Here is a 17,775-nt window from a genome sequence, read left to right on the forward strand (position 1 = left end):
CGGCCGGTCCCCAGGAACGCGCGAACATACGGGGGACCGGCCTCTTTCGCGTCAGCAGCCTGACACGAAAGTCCGAGGCGTCGGGCCATCGCCGGGGCGATGTCGGACGCTGTGATGAAAGACCGGCCCCCAGGAACGCGCGAACAGGACAGGGGCCGGTCTCTTTCGTCAGGGGTGGTGGACCCCGACGAAAGCCGGTGGCCGGGCGGGGGTCATTCCCCGCCGCCCAGGCCGTGAACATAGGTGGCGACGGCGCGGATCTCGGCCTCGGACAGGCGCGCGTTCCAGGCGGGCATCACCCCGTAGGGACCTTCGCTGACGATGCGGGTCAGCGTCTGGTGATCGTTGCCGTAAAGCCAGACGGCGTCGGCAAGGTTGGGCGCGCCCTGGCTGCGGTCGCCGGTGCCGTCCTCAAGGTGGCAGGCCGAACAGTTGTCGGCATAGACCTGCATCCCTTCCGCCGCCTTGGCTGCGTCATGCGGCTGCTCGGACAGGGACAGGACGTAATTCACCACCTGGTCGATCTGCGCCCGCTCCAGGATGCCGTCGCTGCCGAAGGCGGGCATCTGCGAATAGCGCGTGTCGCCGTCCTTCGGGTCGCGGATGCCGTGTTGCAATGTCAGGTGGATATCCTCCAGCGTGCCGCCCCACAGCCAGTCGTTGTCCAGAAGGTTCGGATAGCCCCGCGCGCCCCCCGCGCCCGATCCGTGGCACTGCGCGCACCAGGTGCGGAAGATCGCGCCGCCGGCATTGGTGGCATAGTTCACCAGTTCGGGGTCGTTCGGGATCGCGGTCAGGTCAACCTCGGCCAGGCGGGTCTGAATGGCGGCATTGGCCTGATCGAAACGCTCGATCTCGGCGGCGACCTCCTGGCGGTAATCGGTGCCCAGCAGGCCCTTGGTCGCCTGGGTGACCATCGGGATCGCCGGATAGGCGATCATGTAGCCGACCGCCCAGACGATCGTGGCATAGAAGGTCCACAGCCACCAGCGGGGCATCGGGTTGTCGTATTCGGTGATCCCGTCCCACTGGTGCCCGGTCGATCCCACCTCTTGCACCAGACCCTTGCGGGTCGGCTTGCGCATCTTGGGGGCCACCGGCTTGTCGGCGCGGGGCCGTTCGGGGATCTCGCCCAGGATCTTGGCGGCATGTTCGCTGTCGGCCGCGTGCCGCTGGACCGAGACCCGGTTGTCGGGATTGGCGGGATCCAGATGCGGATCGACTGGCTTGTCCTTGTCGTTGTCGGCCATCACCGGCCCTCCTTGTCGTCCGCGTCGGCGGGACGGTTCTCGTTCCTGAAGATGCTTTCGGCGGCGTCGCGGTGGGCCTTGCGGGATCCGGGGCGGAACACGAACAGGATCACGCCCACGAAGAACAGCACCAGCAGCAGCAGCGCCCAGCTGTCGGCCAGCCCGCGCAGGAAGCTGTAGGTTTCCATGCCCGCCCCCTACCGCGCCGGGTCCGGCTCGAAGGTCGAGAAATCGACCATCGTGCCAAGCACCTGCAGATAGGCGATCAGCGCATCCATTTCCGTCAGCTGCGGCTGGCGGTCGAAGTTGCGCTGCTGCGCGCCCGGATAGCGTTCCTGAAGGCCTTCGGCATCGGCATTGGGATCGGCCTGCGCCCGGAAATCCTCGACCGAAGCAGCAATCATCTCCTCGGAATAGGGCACGCCGACCAGGGCATCGGTTTCCACGCGGTCCTGGACGTATTCGGGACCGATGATCCGGTTCATCAGATGGCCGTATTTCGGCATGATGGATTCGGGCACCACCGACTGCGGGTCGCGCAGGTGGTCCAGGTGCCATTCGTCCGAATAGCGCCCGCCCACGCGCGCCAGATCCGGGCCGGTGCGCTTCGACCCCCACTGGAACGGGTGGTCATACATCGATTCGGCCGCCAGGCTGTAATGGCCGTAACGCTCGACCTCGTCGCGCATCGGGCGGATCATCTGGCTGTGGCAGACATAGCAGCCCTCGCGGACATAGATGTCGCGGCCTGCCAGTTCCAGGGGGGTGTAGGGGCGGACCCCTTCCACCTTCTCGATGGTGTTTTCCAGATAGAACAGCGGCGTGATCTGCACGAGGCCGCCGATAGTCACGACCAGGAAGGAAAAGATCAGCAGAAGCGTCGCGTTCTTTTCGAGGATCTTGTGTTTTTCAAGAAGTTGCATTGCTCGCGTTCCCTTATTCGGCCGGCACGCCGATGGCGGTCGAATGGGCCTTGGGCTGGCGGGCCACGGTGGCCCAAAGGTTGTAGGCCATGATGATCCCGCCGGTCAGATAGAGGACCCCGCCCAGGGCGCGCACCACGTTCATCGCGAACTTGGCCTGCACGGTGTCGGCGAAGGCGTTGACCAGGAAGCCCTGGCTGTCGACCTCGCGCCACATCAGGCCCTCCATGATGCCCGACACCCACATGGATGCCGCGTAAAGCACCAGGCCGATGGTGGCCAACCAGAAGTGCCAGCTGACCAGCGACAGGCTGTAGAGGCGTTCCCGGCCCCACAGACGCGGCGTCAGGTAGTAGAGCGCGCCGAAGGTGATCATGCCGTTCCAGCCAAGGGCGCCGGAATGGACGTGGCCGATGGTCCAGTCGGTATAGTGCGACAGGCTGTTCACGGCCTTGATCGACATCATCGGGCCTTCGAAGGTCGCCATGCCGTAGAAGCCGACGGCCACCACCATCATGCGCAGGATCGGGTCGGTGCGCAGCTTGTCCCAGGCCCCCGACAGCGTCATCAGCCCGTTGATCATGCCCCCCCAGGACGGCATCCACAGCATGATCGAGAAGACCATCCCCAGCGTCGAGGCCCAATCAGGCAGCGCGGTGTAATGCAGGTGGTGCGGACCGGCCCAGATATACAGGAAGATCAGTGCCCAGAAGTGGATGATCGACAGTTTGTAGGAATAAACCGGACGCTCGGCCTGCTTCGGGATGAAGTAGTACATCATCCCCAGGAAGCCCGCGGTCAGGAAGAAGCCCACGGCGTTGTGGCCGTACCACCACTGCACCATCGCGTCCTGCACGCCCGAAAACACCTGGACCGACTTCGATCCGAAGATGCTGACCGGCACCGACAGGTTGTTGACGATGTGCAGCATCGCGATGGTCACGATGAAGGCCAGGTAGAACCAGTTGGCGACGTAGATATGGGGTTCCTTGCGCTTGATCACGGTGCCCAGGAACACGGCCAGATAGGCCACCCAGACCACCGTCAGCCACCAGTCCACATACCATTCCGGCTCGGCATATTCCTTGGACTGCGTGGCCCCGGCGATATAGCCGGTCGCGGCCAGCACGATGAAAAGGTTGTATCCCCAGAACACGAACCAGGCCAGGTTCCCGCCCCAGAGCCGCGCGGCCGAGGTGCGCTGCACCACATAAAAGGACGTGGCGATCAGCGCGTTGCCGCCAAAGGCAAAGATCACCGCGCTGGTATGCAGCGGCCGCAGCTTGCCGAAGTTGGTATAACCCTGCGTCAGGTCCGACAGGTTCAGCGCTGGAAAGGCAAGCTGAAAGGCAATGACCACGCCTACCAGGAAGCCCACCACGCCCCAGAATGCCGTGGCGATCACCCCGAAGCGGACCACGTCGTCCATATACTGCGTCCGGTCGATGACGCGTGCCGGTTCGTCGACCTGGCGCAAGGACCAGACGAACATCCCGCCCGCCACCAGCATGACGACGATCGCATTGACCATATAGGCCGGATCGCGCGCCATGTTGGCGCCGATCGCGGCCAACAGCGCGATCGAGCCCAGCAAGATCAGTTTTACATAATTCCACATGGCTTCCACCTGCGTCCCTTGGCGGGAATGACCACACGGCACGAATCGCCGCCGGACAGATCCCTTCGTCGCAGTGGGAATAAGGCGGCAGGGGCGCACGAAACCTTGATCTGCATCAAGTTCGGCGGTTTGATTCCGATCAAGGCTGGGCCGTGGCGAAACCGCCATCCTGCGCCTGCCCGATCAGAGGAGACCGACATGGGTTACAAAAGCATCCTGACCGTCCTGTCCGATCCCCGCCAAATGCCCCAGCTTGACGCGGCGGCAGCCCTTGCCGCGCGCGAGGACGGGCATCTGTCGGTTCTCAGCCTCGGCCTGGACCATACGCAGGTCGGTTACTACTTCCCGAACGGTATGCCCTATGCCTTCCAGGACGCCATCGACATGGCGGTGGAACAGGCGGGCGATCTGGACAGGCAGGTCCGGCAGCATCTTGGCCGCTACAGCGACCTTCGCTGGTCGTCCGAGGCCGCCGTGGCCCAGATCGGCGGCATCGCCAATCTTGTCGGGATGCGCGCACGGTTTTCCGACCTGACCGTCCTGGCCCGCCCCTATGGCGAGGATGCCCCCGGCGAGGCCGAGGCCGTGGTCGAGGCCGCGCTGTTCGAGGGCTGCTGCCCCGTCCTGGTCCTTCCGGGCACCGCCCTGCCCGCCGATCCGCCGGGAAAGGTGCTGATCGCCTGGAACCAGTCGATCGAGGCCTTGGCCGCCGTCCGCCGCGCCCTGCCGCTGTTGCAGGCTGCCGGTTCGGTCGAGATCACCGTGATCGACCCGCGCGGCGGCGCCGATGGCTCGGAGCCCGGAGCCCCCTTGGCGCAGATGCTGACCCGCCACGGCGTCCATGCCGATATCACCGTCCTGGCCCGCACCGCCGCGACCGTCAGCGAGGAGATCAACCGCCGCGCGACCGAGATCGGCGCGGATCTGGTGGTGATGGGGGCCTATGGCCATTCCCGCTTCCGCCAGGCAATCCTGGGCGGGGCCACGCGCAACATGCTGGAAAAGGCGAAGGTGCCGGTTCTGATGGCCCGCTGAACGCCCGCGGCTGGTTCAGGCGACCAGCCGCGTCCCGTCATGCCCCGCGATGCGCAGGTCCATCAGCGCGCCTTCGGGCTGGTCGCTGGCGAAGGATACTTCGGTGAACTGTTCGGTCCGGCCCAGGCGCGGGCCTTCGGTCAGGACGCGATGCGTCTGGCCTACCTGCGCATCCAGGTGGCGGCGCAGCGCGGCCTCGCCCGTCTCGCGCAGGCGGGCGGCGCGGTCGCGGATCACCGGGCCTTTCACGGCAGGCATCCGCGCGGCGGGCGTCCCTTTGCGCGGGGAAAACGGGAAGACATGCAGGAAGGTCAGCCCGCAATCCTCCACCAGCTTCACGCTGTTCTCGAACATCGCATCGGTCTCGGTCGGGAAACCGGCGATGATGTCGGCGCCGAAGACGATGTCGGGGCGCAGCCGCCGTGCTTCCTCGCAGAAGCGGATCGCGTCGTCGCGCAGATGGCGGCGCTTCATCCGCTTCAGGATCATGTCGTCGCCCGCCTGCAATGACAGGTGCAAATGCGGCATCAGGCGCGGTTCCGTGGCGATGGCCAGCATCAGGTTTTCATCCGCCTCGATCGAATCGATGCTGCTGATGCGCAGGCGCGGCAGATCCGGGACCAGCCGCAGGATGCGCATCACCAGATCGCCAAGGCGTGGCGTGCCGGGCAGGTCGGCGCCCCAGCTTGTCAGGTCCACGCCGGTCAGCACGACCTCGTTGAAGCCGCGCCCCACCAGGCGCTTGATCTGTTCCACCACCACACCCGCAGGCACCGACCGCGAATTGCCCCGCCCGAAGGGGATGATGCAGAAGGTGCAGCGGTGGTCGCAGCCGTTCTGGACCTGGACATAGGCGCGGTGGCGGCCGAACCCGTCGATCAGGTGGCCCGCCGTTTCACGCACCGACATGATGTCATCGACACGGATCTTTTCGGTTTCCCCGATCAGGTCGGGCGCGCGCAGGCCCTGCCAAGTTTCCGGCTGCATCTTCTCGTGATTGCCGATGACGCGGGTGACCTCGGGCATCTGCGCGAAGGTTTCGGGTTCGGTCTGGGCGGCGCAGCCGGTCACGATCACCGGCGCGCCGGGGTTTTCGCGCGCCAGGCGGCGGATTTCCTGGCGGGCCTTGCGCACGGCCTCGGCGGTCACCGCGCAGGTGTTGACGACCACGGCGCCGGACAGGCCCGCGGCTTCGGCCATCTCCTTCATCGCCTCGGTTTCATAGGCGTTGAGGCGGCAGCCGAGGGTAGAAAAGACAGGCGCGGTCATGATGCCAGCCATTCAGGTGTCAGGACGCCCGAAAAGACATGCGCCGTCGGCCCTTCCATCCAGACGCCGTCGTCGCGCCAGTCGATCCGCAGCACGCCGCCCGGCACGTTCACGGTGACGCGCCGCCCGGTGAGCCCGCGCCGGGCCGCGGCCACGGCGGCAGCACAGGAGCAGGACCCCGAGGCCAGCGTCGGCCCCGTGCCGCGCTCCCAGATGCGCAGGATGATCTCGTCGGCCGAGACGACCTGCACGACCTCGACATTGGTGCGCTGCGGATAAAGGGGGTGGTGTTCCATCGCAGGGCCAAAACTCGCCAGATCGACGAAGGCCGCGTCGTCCACGAAAAAGGTCACATGCGGATTGCCCATGCCGGTCGCCACCGGATCGCCGTCGATGGGCAGGTGGTCGATGTCCACGTCTTGCGCCAGGGGGATCGCGCGCCAGTCCAGCACCGGCGGCCCCATGTTCACCCGCGTCAGGCCTTGGCCCGCATCTTCGGCCAGCAGCACGCCATGGTCGGTCCGCAAGCTCAGCCGGTCGCGGCCTGTTTCGTCCATCACGAACCGGGCGATGCAGCGGGTCGCGTTCCCGCAGGCCGCACTGACGGAACCGTCGGCGTTCCAGAAGCGCAGCCGGACATCCGCCTGGTCGTCCGCCTCGATGGTGGCAAGCTGGTCGAAACCCACCCCGCGCTGGCGGTCCGCGATGCGCGCCACCACCCCGGCCAAGGGGGCGGCGCCCCCGGCACGCAGGTCCAGGACGACGAAATCGTTGCCAAGCCCATGCATCTTCATGAAGGGCAGGCCGGGGGCGGATTTTCTGTTCATGCGCGTCCTATAATCCCTGCCGGAAATTTCCGCCAGTGCCCGTGTCTTTTCCGCTTGACGCCCCCGGCAGCCCCCCCTAGTAAGCGCCCGTGTTGGGCCCGTAGCTCAGTTGGTAGAGCAACTGACTTTTAATCAGTGGGTCACAGGTTCGAATCCTGTCGGGCTCACCATATGTCAAATCAAGGGCCTGGGCCGAAAAGCCCAGGCCCTGATCTTTTTTGCCATGCTGAAAGTTCGTCGTGCCACGAAAAAGGGCGCGCATCGCTGCGCGCCCGATCTTCGTGTGAGGCCCCGCCTTATTCGGCGGGGACGGCTGCGGGTTCTTCCACGTCCATGATCGGATGAGCCAGGTGGATCAGCATCTCCTTGGGGCAGACCTGCAGGAAGTTGGTCTTCTCGACCTCCCAGTCCGCAAGGATATCTCCTGCGCGGCGTGATCCGGTTTCCTTGAAATGCCGCTCGATCAGGCCCTTCAACTGGCCTTCCCAATGATCCTTGGTCACGGGACACATCACCAGCGTTTCAGGATTGATATAGTCCTGCGCCACGCCTTTCGGATCATAAAGATAAGCCATCCCGCCGGTCATGCCTGCGCCGAAGTTCGCGCCGATCCGGCCCAAAATTACGGCCACGCCGCCGGTCATGTATTCGCAGCCGTTGCTGCCGCAGCCCTCGATCACCACCTTGGCGCCCGAGTTCCGCACGGCGAAGCGTTCCCCTGCCCGCCCTGCGGCGAACAGATAACCGTCGGTTGCGCCGTAAAGCACCGTGTTGCCGATGATGGTGTTCTCGGCCGCGACCAGCGGGCTGGCCATCGGCGGGCGCACCACGATGGTGCCACCCGACAGACCCTTGCCCACATAGTCGTTGGCATCGCCCGACACCTCGATCTTCAGCCCCGGTGCGGCAAAAGCCCCCAGCGACTGCCCGGCCGATCCCGTCAGGCGGATCGTCAGGTGGTCGGGCTGCAGGTTGTTGCGCATCCCGAATTTCTGCACGATCAGGCTGGAGGTGCGGGTTCCGATGGTCCGGTGCGTGTTGCGCACGGCATAGGACAGCTGCATCTTCTCGCCATCCTCGAAGAAGCGGGCGGCGTCCTTGACGATCTCGGCGTCCAGCGTGTCCATCACCGCATTACGCGGCTTGGAACGGTCGTAGACGATCTTGTCCGCGCCATCGACGGTGATCAGCAGCGGGTTCAGATCCAGATCATCCAGATGCGCGGCGCCCCTGCTGACCTGGGTCAGAAGGTCGGCGCGGCCGATGATCTCGTCCATGCTGCGCGCGCCGATGGCAGCCAGGATCTCGCGGACCTCCTGCGCATAGAAGGTGATCAGGTTCACCACCTTGTCGGCGCTGCCGGTGAACATGGCCCGCAGGCGTTCGTCCTGGGTGCAGACGCCCACCGGACAGGTGTTCGACTGGCACTGGCGGACCATGATGCAGCCCATGGCGATCAGCGCGGCCGTGCCGATGCCGTATTCCTCGGCCCCCATCATCGCGGCCATGACGATGTCGCGGCCCGTCCGCAGGCCGCCGTCGGTGCGAAGCGTCACCCGTTCGCGCAACCGGTTCATCGCCAGCACCTGATGCGCCTCGGTCAGGCCCATTTCCCACGGCAGGCCCGCAAACTTGATGGACGTGGCGGGCGAGGCCCCGGTGCCGCCATTGTGACCCGAGATCAGGATGATGTCGGCCTTGGCCTTGGCCACGCCCGCAGCGATGGTGCCCACACCGCTGGACGCCACCAGCTTCACCGTGATCTTGGCGCGCGGGTTGATCTGCTTCAGGTCATAGATCAGCTGCGCCAGATCCTCGATCGAGTAGATGTCGTGATGCGGCGGAGGCGAGATCAGCGTCACGCCCTTGGTCGAATGGCGCAGGCGCGCGATCAGGTCGGTGACCTTCATGCCGGGCAACTGCCCGCCCTCGCCCGGCTTGGCACCCTGGGCGACCTTGATCTCAAGCTCCTCGCAGGCGTTCAGGTATTCGGCCGTGACGCCGAAGCGGCCCGAGGCCACCTGCTTGATCTTGGCGCAGGGGTTGTCGCCGTTGGGCAGCGGATGCGAATGCGCCGGATCCTCGCCGCCCTCGCCCGAATCGGACTTGGCGCCGATGCGGTTCATGGCGATGTTCAGCGTCATGTGCGCTTCGGGCGACAAGGCACCCAGCGACATGCCCGGCGTCACGAACCGCTTGCGGATCGAGGTGATCGATTCGACTTCCTCGATGGGCACCGGCTTGCCCAGCGGCTTGATGTCCAGAAGGTCGCGGATGTGGATCGGCGGATTGGCCCGCATGGTGGCGCTGTATTGCTTCCAGACGTCATAGGACGCCTTGTCGCAGGCCACCTGCAGCAGCTTCATGGTGCTGGCTTCCCAGGCGTGCTTTTCGCCCGAGCGGCGCATCTTGTAGAAGCCGCCGACCGGCAGCAGGTCCGCGTTGCCGTGGAAGGCCTTGTGGTGCAGTTCCTCGAGGTCGGACTGCAAGCCATGCAGCCCGATGCCGGAAATGCGGCTGTGCATGCCGGGGAAGTATTCCGCGACCATGGCGCGGGACAGGCCCACGGCCTCGAAGTTCAGGCCGCCGCGATAGGACGAGATGACGGAAATCCCCATCTTCGCCATGATCTTCAAAAGGCCCGCATCCACCGCGTCGCGGTAACGGCGCATGTTTTCGATCAGGGTGCCGGGCAGAAGGCCGCGTTCGATCCGGTCCTGGATCGAATCCTGGGCCAGATAGGGGTTCACGGTGGTCGCGCCGCAGCCGATCAGCACGGCGAAGTAATGCGGGTCGATGCATTCGGCCGACCGCACGTTCAGCGAACAGAAGGTCCGCAGGCCCTTGCGGGTCAGCCAGCTATGAACCGCACTGGTAGCCAGGATCATCGGCATCGCCACCCGGTCCGGCCCCTGCCCTTCGTCGGTCAGCACCAGATGGCCCGCGCCCGAGCGCACGGCATCCTCGGCCTCGGCGCGGATGCGGGCCAGGCCCTCGCCCAGGGCCTCGGGACCAGCCCCGTCGGGGAAGGTGCAGTCGATCCGTGTCACCGTTTCCCCGAACATACGCGACATCTCGGCGAATTCGCCGTTGGCCACGAAGGGGCTTTCCAGGATCAGGATCTCGGTCTGGCTGCTGGATTCGTCCAGCACGTTCTTGAGGTTGCCGAACCGGGTCTTGAGGCTCATCACCCGCGTTTCGCGCAAGCTGTCGATGGGCGGGTTCGTGACCTGCGAAAAGTTCTGCCGGAAGAAGTGGCTCATCGGGCGGTACTGGTTCGACAGCACCGCCGGCGGCGTGTCGTCGCCCATGGATGCGATGGCCTCCTTGGCATCCTCGGCCATCGGCGACAGGACGTGCTCCAGTTCCTCCAGCGTATAGCCGGCGGCGGTCTGGCGGCGGCGCAGTTCGTCGCCGCTGAAATGCGCCTGCTCGGGCAGTTCGCGCATGATGTCGTTCAGGTCCACGACCTTCTCGATCCATTCGCCGAAAGGCTGGCTGGAGGCCAGGCGGTCCTTGATGGCGCTGTCGTGGTAAAGCTTGCCGTCCCACATATCGACGGCGATCATCTGGCCGGGGCCAAGCGCGCCCTTCTCGCGCACGCTCATCTCATCGACCGGGACCATGCCGACCTCGGATCCGGCGATCAGCAGGTTCTCGGTCGTCACGACATAGCGCATGGGCCGCAAGCCGTTGCGGTCAAGCCCGCCGCAGACCCAGCGGCCGTCCGTCATCGCCAGGGCGGCGGGACCGTCCCAAGGCTCCATCACGGCGTTGCAATAGGCATACATGTCGGCCCAGGCCTTGGGCATGTCGGTGGTGGCCTTGGACCAGCTTTCCGGGACCAGCATGGTCTTGGTCATGGGGGCGCTGCGGCCCGAACGGACCATGACCTCGAACACCGCATCCAGGGCCGCCGAATCCGACGACCCGGCAGGCACGATCGGCTTGATATCCTCGGCCATGTCGCCGAAGGCACTGGATGCCATGCGGATCTCGTGGCTTTTCAACCAGTTGAGGTTGCCCTTCAGCGTGTTGATCTCGCCGTTGTGGGCCAGCATGCGGAAGGGTTGCGCCAGCCACCATTGCGGGAAGGTGTTGGTGGAATAGCGCTGGTGATAGATGGCGAAGGCGCTCTCGAACCGCTCGTCCTTCAGGTCGGGATAGAATTCCGCGACCTGTTCGGCCAGCATCATGCCCTTGTAGATGATCGACCGGCAGGACAGCGAACAGAAGTAAAGCCCCGCGATCTGCGCCGCGACGGCCGCACGTTCGATCCGGCGGCGGATGATGTACAATTCGCGTTCGAACCGGACCTGGTCGATGTCCTTTTCGCAGCGGATCAGGATCTGCTCGATCTCAGGGCGGGTGGCATTGGCCTTTTCGCCCAGCACGGCGGTGTTCACCGGGACGTGGCGCCAGCCATAGATGTAATGGCCCATGCGCAGGACTTCGGATTCCACGATGGTCCGGCAGGCTTCCTGGGCGGCGAAATTGGTGCGCGGCAGGAAGACCTGGCCCACCGCGATCAGCTTGGACTGGTCCGGTTCATGGCCCGTGCGGCGCACCTGGTCATAGAAGAAGGGGACCGGGATCTGGACATGGATGCCCGCGCCGTCGCCGGTCTTGCCGTCGGCATCAACCGCGCCGCGGTGCCAGATCGCCTTCAGCGCGTCGATGCCCGACTGCACCACCTTGCGGCTGGCCTTGCCGTCGATGTTGACCACCAGGCCCACGCCGCAGGAGGAATGCTCGTCCTCCTCGCGATACAGGCTGTTCTTGGCCATCCAGTCGCGAAGGGCCTCTTGTTCCTGTTGCCAATCCTTGCTCATCGCTAGGCCCTTTCGTGGATAAGCTGCGTCAGCAACTGATCGCAGTCGTATTGCGGTTCGGTGTCCCCGAAGCCCGGCTCGCCCGGAAAGGCGAAGGTGACGGGGCTGTCATTGGTTTCCTGGCGCTGCCCGGTCCAGTCGGACTGGGTTTCAATCCCGCCATAGAAGCGGCCCATCTTGCGGCTGACGAATTGCTGGCCGCTGCGTTCGATCAGCAATTCGCCATCGGCGCCATAGGTCTTGAGCTGGAAGCGCGTGACCTCCAGCGGCTGTCCGTCGATCTCGACCTTTTCGCCGGTCAGGATGTCCTGACCCACATGGCGCAGGCGTTCGCCGGTGTTCGATTCGGTCCAGAAGTCAAAGCTGTCCTCACCCGTTTCCAGCAGGGTGCGGAAGCTTGCATGGTCCTTGGACCGTTCCACCAGGAAATCCGCCAGACCGGTGTTCGGATCGCTGCTTTCGACCCAGCGGGTTTCGGCGTCGATGCGCGACAGATGGCGCAGCCCGTCCTCGCCGAAGATCGCGCTGCGCTGATCGCCGGCGGGATCGGCCTTGCAGATGTAATACTGGCTGACCGAACAGCCCCGGTTCTGGACCGTGGCCTGCAACTGGCAACCGCTGGGCGGGACGAAATTGGCGGCATGGCCGGCACTCGCCGCCAGGGCCAGCCCGAGGGACAGGATGATCCGCAGCATCGCGGGCCTACTCTGCCGCCAGGCGGGCCGCGCCGGTCAGATAACCGGCGATGGATTCGGCGGCCTCGCGTCCGTCGCGGATCGCCCAGACAACCAGCGAGGCGCCGCGCACGATGTCGCCCACGGCGAAGACGCCGGGCAGGCTGGTCTGGTGGGTCTGGAAATTGGCCTTGATCGTGCCCCAGCGTGTCACCTCCAGCCCATCGACGCCCCACAGTTTGGGCAGATCCTCGGGTTCGAAGCCCAGGGCCTTGATGACCAGATCGGCAGGTTCGTCGTAATCGGCGCCCTCGATCAGTTCGGGCGACTGACGGCCCGACACGTCCGGCGCGCCCAGGCGCATCTTCTGGATCCCGACCGAGGCGATCTGCATCACCGTGCGTACCGGCCCATCGACGTCGGCCTCCTGGTTCGCGGCAAAATCGCCGGCGACATGGCCGATGAACTTGCCTGGCGCCGACATCCAGACGAACTCGACGCCTTCCTCCTCGGCGTTCTGGACCTCGCGCTGGCTGCCCGGCATGTTGGCGCGGTCCCGGCGATACAGGCACTTGACCGACAAGGCACCCTGGCGGATCGCGGTCCGCACGCAGTCCATGGCGGTGTCGCCGCCGCCGATGACGATCACGCGCTTGCCGCGGGCGTTCAGTTCGCCGTCTTCGTAATCCGGCACCTCGTCGCCGAAATCGACCTTGTTGGACGCGGTCAGATAGTCTATGGCCCGCACCACGCCACCCGCATCGGCATTGTCGATGTCCAGGTCGCGCGTCTTGTAGACGCCCGTGGCGATCAGCACGGCATCATGCTTGCCCCGGATCGCGTCGAAGCTGATATCCTCGCCCACGTTGCAGTTCAGAACGAATTCGACGCCGCCGTCCTCCAGCCATCGGTTGCGGCGCATGACCACGTCCTTTTCCAGCTTGAAACCGGGGATGCCATAGGTCATCAGCCCGCCCGCGCGGTCGTAGCGGTCATAGACGGTGACCTGGAATCCCTGACGGCGCAGCATGTCGGCGGCGGCAAGCCCACCCGGGCCCGCGCCGATGATGCCCACGCTTTCGGCGCGTTCGATCACGGGGGCGGCAGGCTTGACCCAGCCCATCTCCCAGGCGGTGTCGGTGATGTATTTCTCGATCGAGCCGATGGTGACGGTGCCGTGGCCCGACTGCTCGATCACGCAGTTGCCTTCGCAAAGCCGGTCCTGCGGGCAGATGCGGCCGCAGATTTCCGGGAAGGTATTGGTCGATTGGCTGACGCGATAGGCTTCTTCCAGACGCCCTTCGGCAGTCAGGCGCAGCCAGTCGGGGATGTTGTTGTGCAGCGGGCAATGGCTTTGGCAATAGGGCACGCCGCACTGGCTGCACCGGCTGGCCTGTTCCGCCGCCTTGGCATCGGCGAATTCGCGATAGATTTCGTGGAAGTCTTCGCTGCGCTCGGCGGCCGAACGTTTCTCGGGCATCTCGCGCGGGGTCGAGACGAACTTGAGCATTTTCTGCGTGGCCATGGCTGCGCGACCTTCCGATGACAGGAGCTTCCGCAGACGCAGTAAACCAAGCCCCCAGTCATTAAAAGTCAGTCATGCTGACCTAATACGCATATTTCTTATTCGAAGTGCAAAAAGCCTGCTCTCGGGGCGAATATTTAGGTCAGCATGCGTTACCAACCCGCCGAAATCGCCAGCAAAGCAATGCCACCGACGATGATCCTCCACCAACCGAACAGCGCATAGCCATGCTGCGAGACATAGCCCAGCAGCCAGCGGACCACGATCAACGCGGTCAGGAAGGCTGCCACAAAGCCGATGGCGATATTACCCAATGCGCTTGCGTCCAGAAGGTCGCGATTCTTGATCAGGTCCAGGGTAAAGGCGCCCAGCATGGTGGGCATCGCCAGAAAGAACGAAAACTCGGCCGCTGCGCGCTTGTTCGCGCCCAGCAGCAAGGCCCCCACGATGGTCGCGCCTGATCGCGACACGCCGGGAACCATGGCAATGCACTGAAACAGACCAATCTTGAAGGCCACGGACAGGGGCAGATCCTCGGCCCTGTCATAGACGGGATGATCGGCGCGGCGATCCACCCACAGCAGCACGATCCCGCCCAGGATCAGCATGACGGCGATCAGGATCGGCGTCTCGAACAGCACCGACTTGATGAAGCCATGCGCTAGGACGCCCACGATCGCGGCGGGCAGGAAGGCCAGCAGCACCGCCATGACAAAGCGGCGGGCGGCCGGGTCACGGGGGGCCGATGTCAGGATCTGAACGATCCGTGCCGAATAGACCCCCAGGATCGCCAGCAGCGCACCCAACTGGATCAGCACCTCGAAACTGCGGCCGGGCGAATCGAAGCCCAGGAAATGACCTGCCAACAGGATGTGCCCGGTGGACGACACCGGAATGAATTCGGTCAGGCCCTCGAGGATCCCGAGGACCGCGGCAACGATCGTGTTGGATTCCATCAGTCGGCGCGCAGGTTCTTGGCCGACCGCTTGATCGCGTCATACTGCCCGGACGGGCGGAAGCGCCACAGATAGTCGTCGATCACCGCCTCGGCGGCGACCGGCTGGATGCCCAGGTCGTCGAACCCCCTGGCGTCCGGGGCGACCACGTTATCCTTGCGCAGCAAGGCGATCTGGTCGCGGGTCAGCAGGGAATTGGTGAACAGCCCACCCGTCACGAATTGCAGAACGCCCAAGACGCGCGCACCCAGGTTCGCCGCCCAGAACGGCAGGCCGATCACGCCGCGGCGGCGCATGGTGGCGCGCAGGACCTGATCCGCCACATCCTTGACCGTCATCACATCGGGGCCGCCCAGTTCATAGATGCCGGGCGCAGCCTCGCCCGTGGCGCCCTTCACGGCGGCCATGGCCACGTCATCGACAAAGACCGGCTGCATCCGGGTTCTGGCGCCGACGACCGGCAGAATGGGTCCAAGGCGCGTCATCGCGGCAAAGAGGTTATAGAAACTGTCGCCTGGCCCGAACATCACCGAGGGGCGCAAGATCACCGCATCGGGACGATGGCGCAGCACCGCCGCCTCTCCGCGCGCCTTGCCGGCGATATAGGGGCTGTCCGATTCGGCATCGACCCCCAGGCCGGAGACATGGACGACCCGCGCCACACCCATTTCGTTCGACAGGCGAGCGATCCGTTCGGCGCCGTCTTCAAAGACGGACTTGAAGGTGCTTTTCCCTTTGGGGGTCAGGATGTTCACACAGTTCACCACCGCATCGGCGCCAACCATTGCGGCCCGCACGGACAGATCGTCGCGGATGTTGCACAGCACCGGCTGGACTTGGCCCACCGACCCATAGGTGCGGGTGAACAGCGCCTCGTCCGGGCGGCGGACGGCGATGCGGACGCGCCAGCCCTGCTTGGCCATCAGCCGCGCGACATGCCGGCCCAGAAAGCCCGACCCGCCGAAAATCGTGACCAGTTTCGCCATGGGCGTCTCGCCTCCTTCATGCCGATGCCTGGGCGTTCCATACCCCTGCGCGCGTCCCGCGACAAGACAAGGGTCGGGCGGCGCGTGATGCGTCAGGATTTCGCAAGATTTCTTCTCGACCCCCATTGACGCCCCCCGCGACTGCCTTTAGAGACCCGCCTCACACCAGTTGGCCCAGATGGCGGAATTGGTAGACGCGCACGGTTCAGGTCCGTGTGCCGCAAGGCGTGGAGGTTCGAGTCCTCTTCTGGGCACCATAAAAAGCCCCCGGAAAACTTCGGTTTTCCGGGGGCTTTTTGCTTGTCCCTGGCATATGTGGGGGCGGGATCGTGCCCGCCCCGCCTGTCGTCAGAACTGCTTGCCGATGGCGCGGTCCAGGGACAGCCTGCCGCCGCCATGAGCCACGAAATACAGCGTGATCGCCAGCCACAGCAGCGACTTCTCGGCGCCGCCGAACCCCTCGGCCTGGACGACCCAGTGGAAATACGTGGTCACGCACAGCACGATCGACACCGCAAAGGCCGCGGGACGGGTCAGCAGGCCCAGGGCCAGCAGCAGCCCGCCAAAGAATTCGGTCGCGGCCAGCAGCGGTGACCAGAACCAGCCGGGATGAAAGCCCAAGCCTTCGACCATGCCAACGGCGCCCATGGGCGACATGATCTTGGGCCAGCCATGGACCATGAAGGCGATGCCCGCGATCAGGCGCATGTAAAGCACCGTCACGGGGGCCAGCGCGGCATAAAGGCCTTGCAGGCCGGGAATGATGAAGCGGGTATTGGTGGTGTTGTAGTCGGTCATTCTTGATCTCCGGCAACTTGCGGCCGCGATGCGGCGCAAGGGTGACAGCGTTGCCCACAAGGGCGGGATTGATGCAGTCGGAGGATCAGGCGCGCGGAGGCCGCCAGGGTGCGGCCCAGATGGCATCGCCCTGAAGGGCCGGGCCGGCATCGGCATGGATGGGCGATCCCGGTCGCGGCAGTTCGTCGGTGCCGTCGATCGGCGCCAGGCAGATGAAGCAGAAGCCGGGTTTCTTGACCGTCTCGGCCGTGCTGCCAGGCAGGCCCGCCGCATAGCACATGTCGTCCGCCCGGATCTGGGCGCTGCACAGGGGTCGCGTGATATCCGCGCTTGCCGCCGCGACGGACATCGCCAGCAGCGACATCATCAGCAGGACTGTGGCAAGAACTCTCATCCCGAATGGCCGGATCGTTGCGGATGGCCCGATATGCGCAGCAAACCCGCACCGTTCAAGCAATTTCCGCCCCCCTTGTTCACATTGCCGAAAGCCGCAGCCGCCGGTATCGTCTGCCGGGCAACCCTTGTGACAGGAGAAGCACCATGTCGGAACTGATCGTCATCGCCTTCGACGACGAGGCCACCGGGTTCGAACTGCGCGCGGAACTGGTGAAGATGCAGCAGGACTATCTGATCGAGATGGAGGACGCGGTCGTCGTCACCCGTCCCGCCGAAGACGACATCAAGCTGCATCAGGCGGTGAACCTGACGGCAGCCGGGGCGCTGGGCGGCGGGTTCTGGGGGACGCTGGTGGGGCTGGTCTTTCTGAACCCGCTGATCGGGGCTGCGGTCGGCGCGGCGTCCGGCGCCCTGGCGGGGCGGCTGACGGATGTGGGCATCAACGACGAATTCATGCGCAACACGGCCCGCGCCCTGCCGCCGGGCGGATCGGCGGTCTTCGTGCTGCTGCGCAAGATGACCGCCGACAAGGTGCTGGACCGGCTTCAATCCTTTCATCGCCGCGGGCGGGTGCTGCAGACATCCCTGTCCCAACAGGACGAGGACAAGCTGCGCGACGCGCTGTCGGGCAATGCCGCCCCCATCCCGCCGGTCACGCCGCCCGCCGGCGGCGCTTGACGCAAGGC

Annotated in this window: 15 protein-coding genes and 2 tRNA genes; 4 read left to right on the forward strand and 13 right to left on the reverse strand. The window is 65.2% G+C overall.

The genetic code is table 11. The annotated features are described in order from the left end of the window. Positions 1-212: 212 nt before the first annotated feature. The 4 genes from ccoP to ccoN form a co-directional block, all read right to left on the reverse strand. Positions 213-1,085: a cytochrome-c oxidase, cbb3-type subunit III gene (ccoP, locus tag RAH32_RS08370; RefSeq protein WP_306607723.1), complete on the reverse strand. Its 873-nt coding sequence runs from the start codon at positions 1,083-1,085 to the stop codon at positions 213-215. Between the two features lie 164 nt (positions 1,086-1,249). Continuing rightward, the gene (locus RAH32_RS08375; RefSeq protein ID WP_306607039.1) at positions 1,250-1,438 is read right to left on the reverse strand and encodes a cbb3-type cytochrome c oxidase subunit 3; all 189 of its coding nucleotides are present in this window, start codon (positions 1,436-1,438) and stop codon (positions 1,250-1,252) included. 9 nt (positions 1,439-1,447) lie between these two features. Beyond that, positions 1,448-2,173: a cytochrome-c oxidase, cbb3-type subunit II gene (gene ccoO, locus RAH32_RS08380; RefSeq protein WP_306607041.1), complete on the reverse strand. Its 726-nt coding sequence runs from the start codon at positions 2,171-2,173 to the stop codon at positions 1,448-1,450. A gap of 13 nt (positions 2,174-2,186) precedes the next feature. Further along, the gene (gene ccoN / locus RAH32_RS08385) at positions 2,187-3,791 is read right to left on the reverse strand and encodes a cytochrome-c oxidase, cbb3-type subunit I (RefSeq protein WP_306607043.1); all 1,605 of its coding nucleotides are present in this window, start codon (positions 3,789-3,791) and stop codon (positions 2,187-2,189) included. A 198-nt stretch (positions 3,792-3,989) separates the two neighbouring features. Here ccoN and RAH32_RS08390 point away from each other — a divergent pair, with 198 nt between their 5' ends. Then, positions 3,990-4,826, forward strand: a complete 837-nt coding sequence (locus RAH32_RS08390; protein ID WP_306607045.1) for a universal stress protein — start codon at positions 3,990-3,992, stop codon at positions 4,824-4,826. A 15-nt stretch (positions 4,827-4,841) separates the two neighbouring features. On the opposite strand, the gene mtaB is transcribed toward RAH32_RS08390, so the two are convergent. Together mtaB and dapF are read right to left on the reverse strand one after the other, a co-directional pair. Continuing rightward, on the reverse strand, positions 4,842-6,095 hold the full coding sequence (gene mtaB / locus RAH32_RS08395) for a tRNA (N(6)-L-threonylcarbamoyladenosine(37)-C(2))-methylthiotransferase MtaB (protein WP_306607047.1): 1,254 nt from the start codon (positions 6,093-6,095) through the stop codon (positions 4,842-4,844). After that, positions 6,092-6,922 carry a diaminopimelate epimerase gene (gene dapF / locus RAH32_RS08400; protein ID WP_306607049.1) on the reverse strand — a complete coding sequence of 277 codons (831 nt, stop codon included), beginning with the start codon at positions 6,920-6,922 and terminating at the stop codon, positions 6,092-6,094. Before dapF ends, mtaB begins: the two co-directional genes overlap by 4 nt. A gap of 94 nt (positions 6,923-7,016) precedes the next feature. On the opposite strand from dapF, the gene RAH32_RS08405 reads away from it, so the two are divergent. Continuing rightward, a tRNA-Lys gene (locus RAH32_RS08405) sits at positions 7,017-7,092 on the forward strand. A gap of 126 nt (positions 7,093-7,218) precedes the next feature. Here the strand turns inward: RAH32_RS08405 and gltB are convergent. The 5 genes from gltB to RAH32_RS08430 form a co-directional block, all read right to left on the reverse strand. Continuing rightward, on the reverse strand, positions 7,219-11,754 hold the full coding sequence (gltB, locus tag RAH32_RS08410; protein ID WP_306607052.1) for a glutamate synthase large subunit: 4,536 nt from the start codon (positions 11,752-11,754) through the stop codon (positions 7,219-7,221). Between the two features lie 2 nt (positions 11,755-11,756). Further along, positions 11,757-12,449: a hypothetical protein gene (locus tag RAH32_RS08415; protein ID WP_306607054.1), complete on the reverse strand. Its 693-nt coding sequence runs from the start codon at positions 12,447-12,449 to the stop codon at positions 11,757-11,759. A 7-nt stretch (positions 12,450-12,456) separates the two neighbouring features. After that, complete coding sequence (locus RAH32_RS08420) at positions 12,457-13,953, reverse strand: NAD(P)-dependent oxidoreductase (protein WP_306607056.1); 1,497 nt, start codon at positions 13,951-13,953, stop codon at positions 12,457-12,459. Between the two features lie 152 nt (positions 13,954-14,105). After that, positions 14,106-14,909, reverse strand: a complete 804-nt coding sequence (locus tag RAH32_RS08425) for an undecaprenyl-diphosphate phosphatase (protein ID WP_373429684.1) — start codon at positions 14,907-14,909, stop codon at positions 14,106-14,108. Continuing rightward, the gene (locus RAH32_RS08430; protein ID WP_306607057.1) at positions 14,909-15,895 is read right to left on the reverse strand and encodes a complex I NDUFA9 subunit family protein; all 987 of its coding nucleotides are present in this window, start codon (positions 15,893-15,895) and stop codon (positions 14,909-14,911) included. The genes RAH32_RS08425 and RAH32_RS08430 overlap by 1 nt, the downstream gene beginning before the upstream one ends. A 172-nt stretch (positions 15,896-16,067) precedes the next feature. Here RAH32_RS08430 and RAH32_RS08435 point away from each other — a divergent pair. Beyond that, a tRNA-Leu gene (locus RAH32_RS08435) sits at positions 16,068-16,152 on the forward strand. Positions 16,153-16,243: 91 nt separating this feature from the next. Here RAH32_RS08435 and RAH32_RS08440 read toward each other — a convergent pair. Together RAH32_RS08440 and RAH32_RS08445 are read right to left on the reverse strand one after the other, a co-directional pair. Further along, positions 16,244-16,693 carry a DoxX family protein gene (locus RAH32_RS08440; RefSeq protein WP_306607059.1) on the reverse strand — a complete coding sequence of 150 codons (450 nt, stop codon included), beginning with the start codon at positions 16,691-16,693 and terminating at the stop codon, positions 16,244-16,246. An 85-nt stretch (positions 16,694-16,778) separates the two neighbouring features. Next, positions 16,779-17,087: a hypothetical protein gene (locus RAH32_RS08445; RefSeq protein WP_306607061.1), complete on the reverse strand. Its 309-nt coding sequence runs from the start codon at positions 17,085-17,087 to the stop codon at positions 16,779-16,781. Positions 17,088-17,233: 146 nt separating this feature from the next. On the opposite strand from RAH32_RS08445, the gene RAH32_RS08450 reads away from it, so the two are divergent. Beyond that, positions 17,234-17,767, forward strand: a complete 534-nt coding sequence (locus RAH32_RS08450; protein WP_306607063.1) for a DUF1269 domain-containing protein — start codon at positions 17,234-17,236, stop codon at positions 17,765-17,767. Positions 17,768-17,775 lie beyond the last annotated feature (8 nt).

The sequence above is a fragment of the Paracoccus yibinensis genome (genome assembly GCF_030846195.1).
GTDB lineage: Bacteria > Pseudomonadota > Alphaproteobacteria > Rhodobacterales > Rhodobacteraceae > Paracoccus > Paracoccus yibinensis.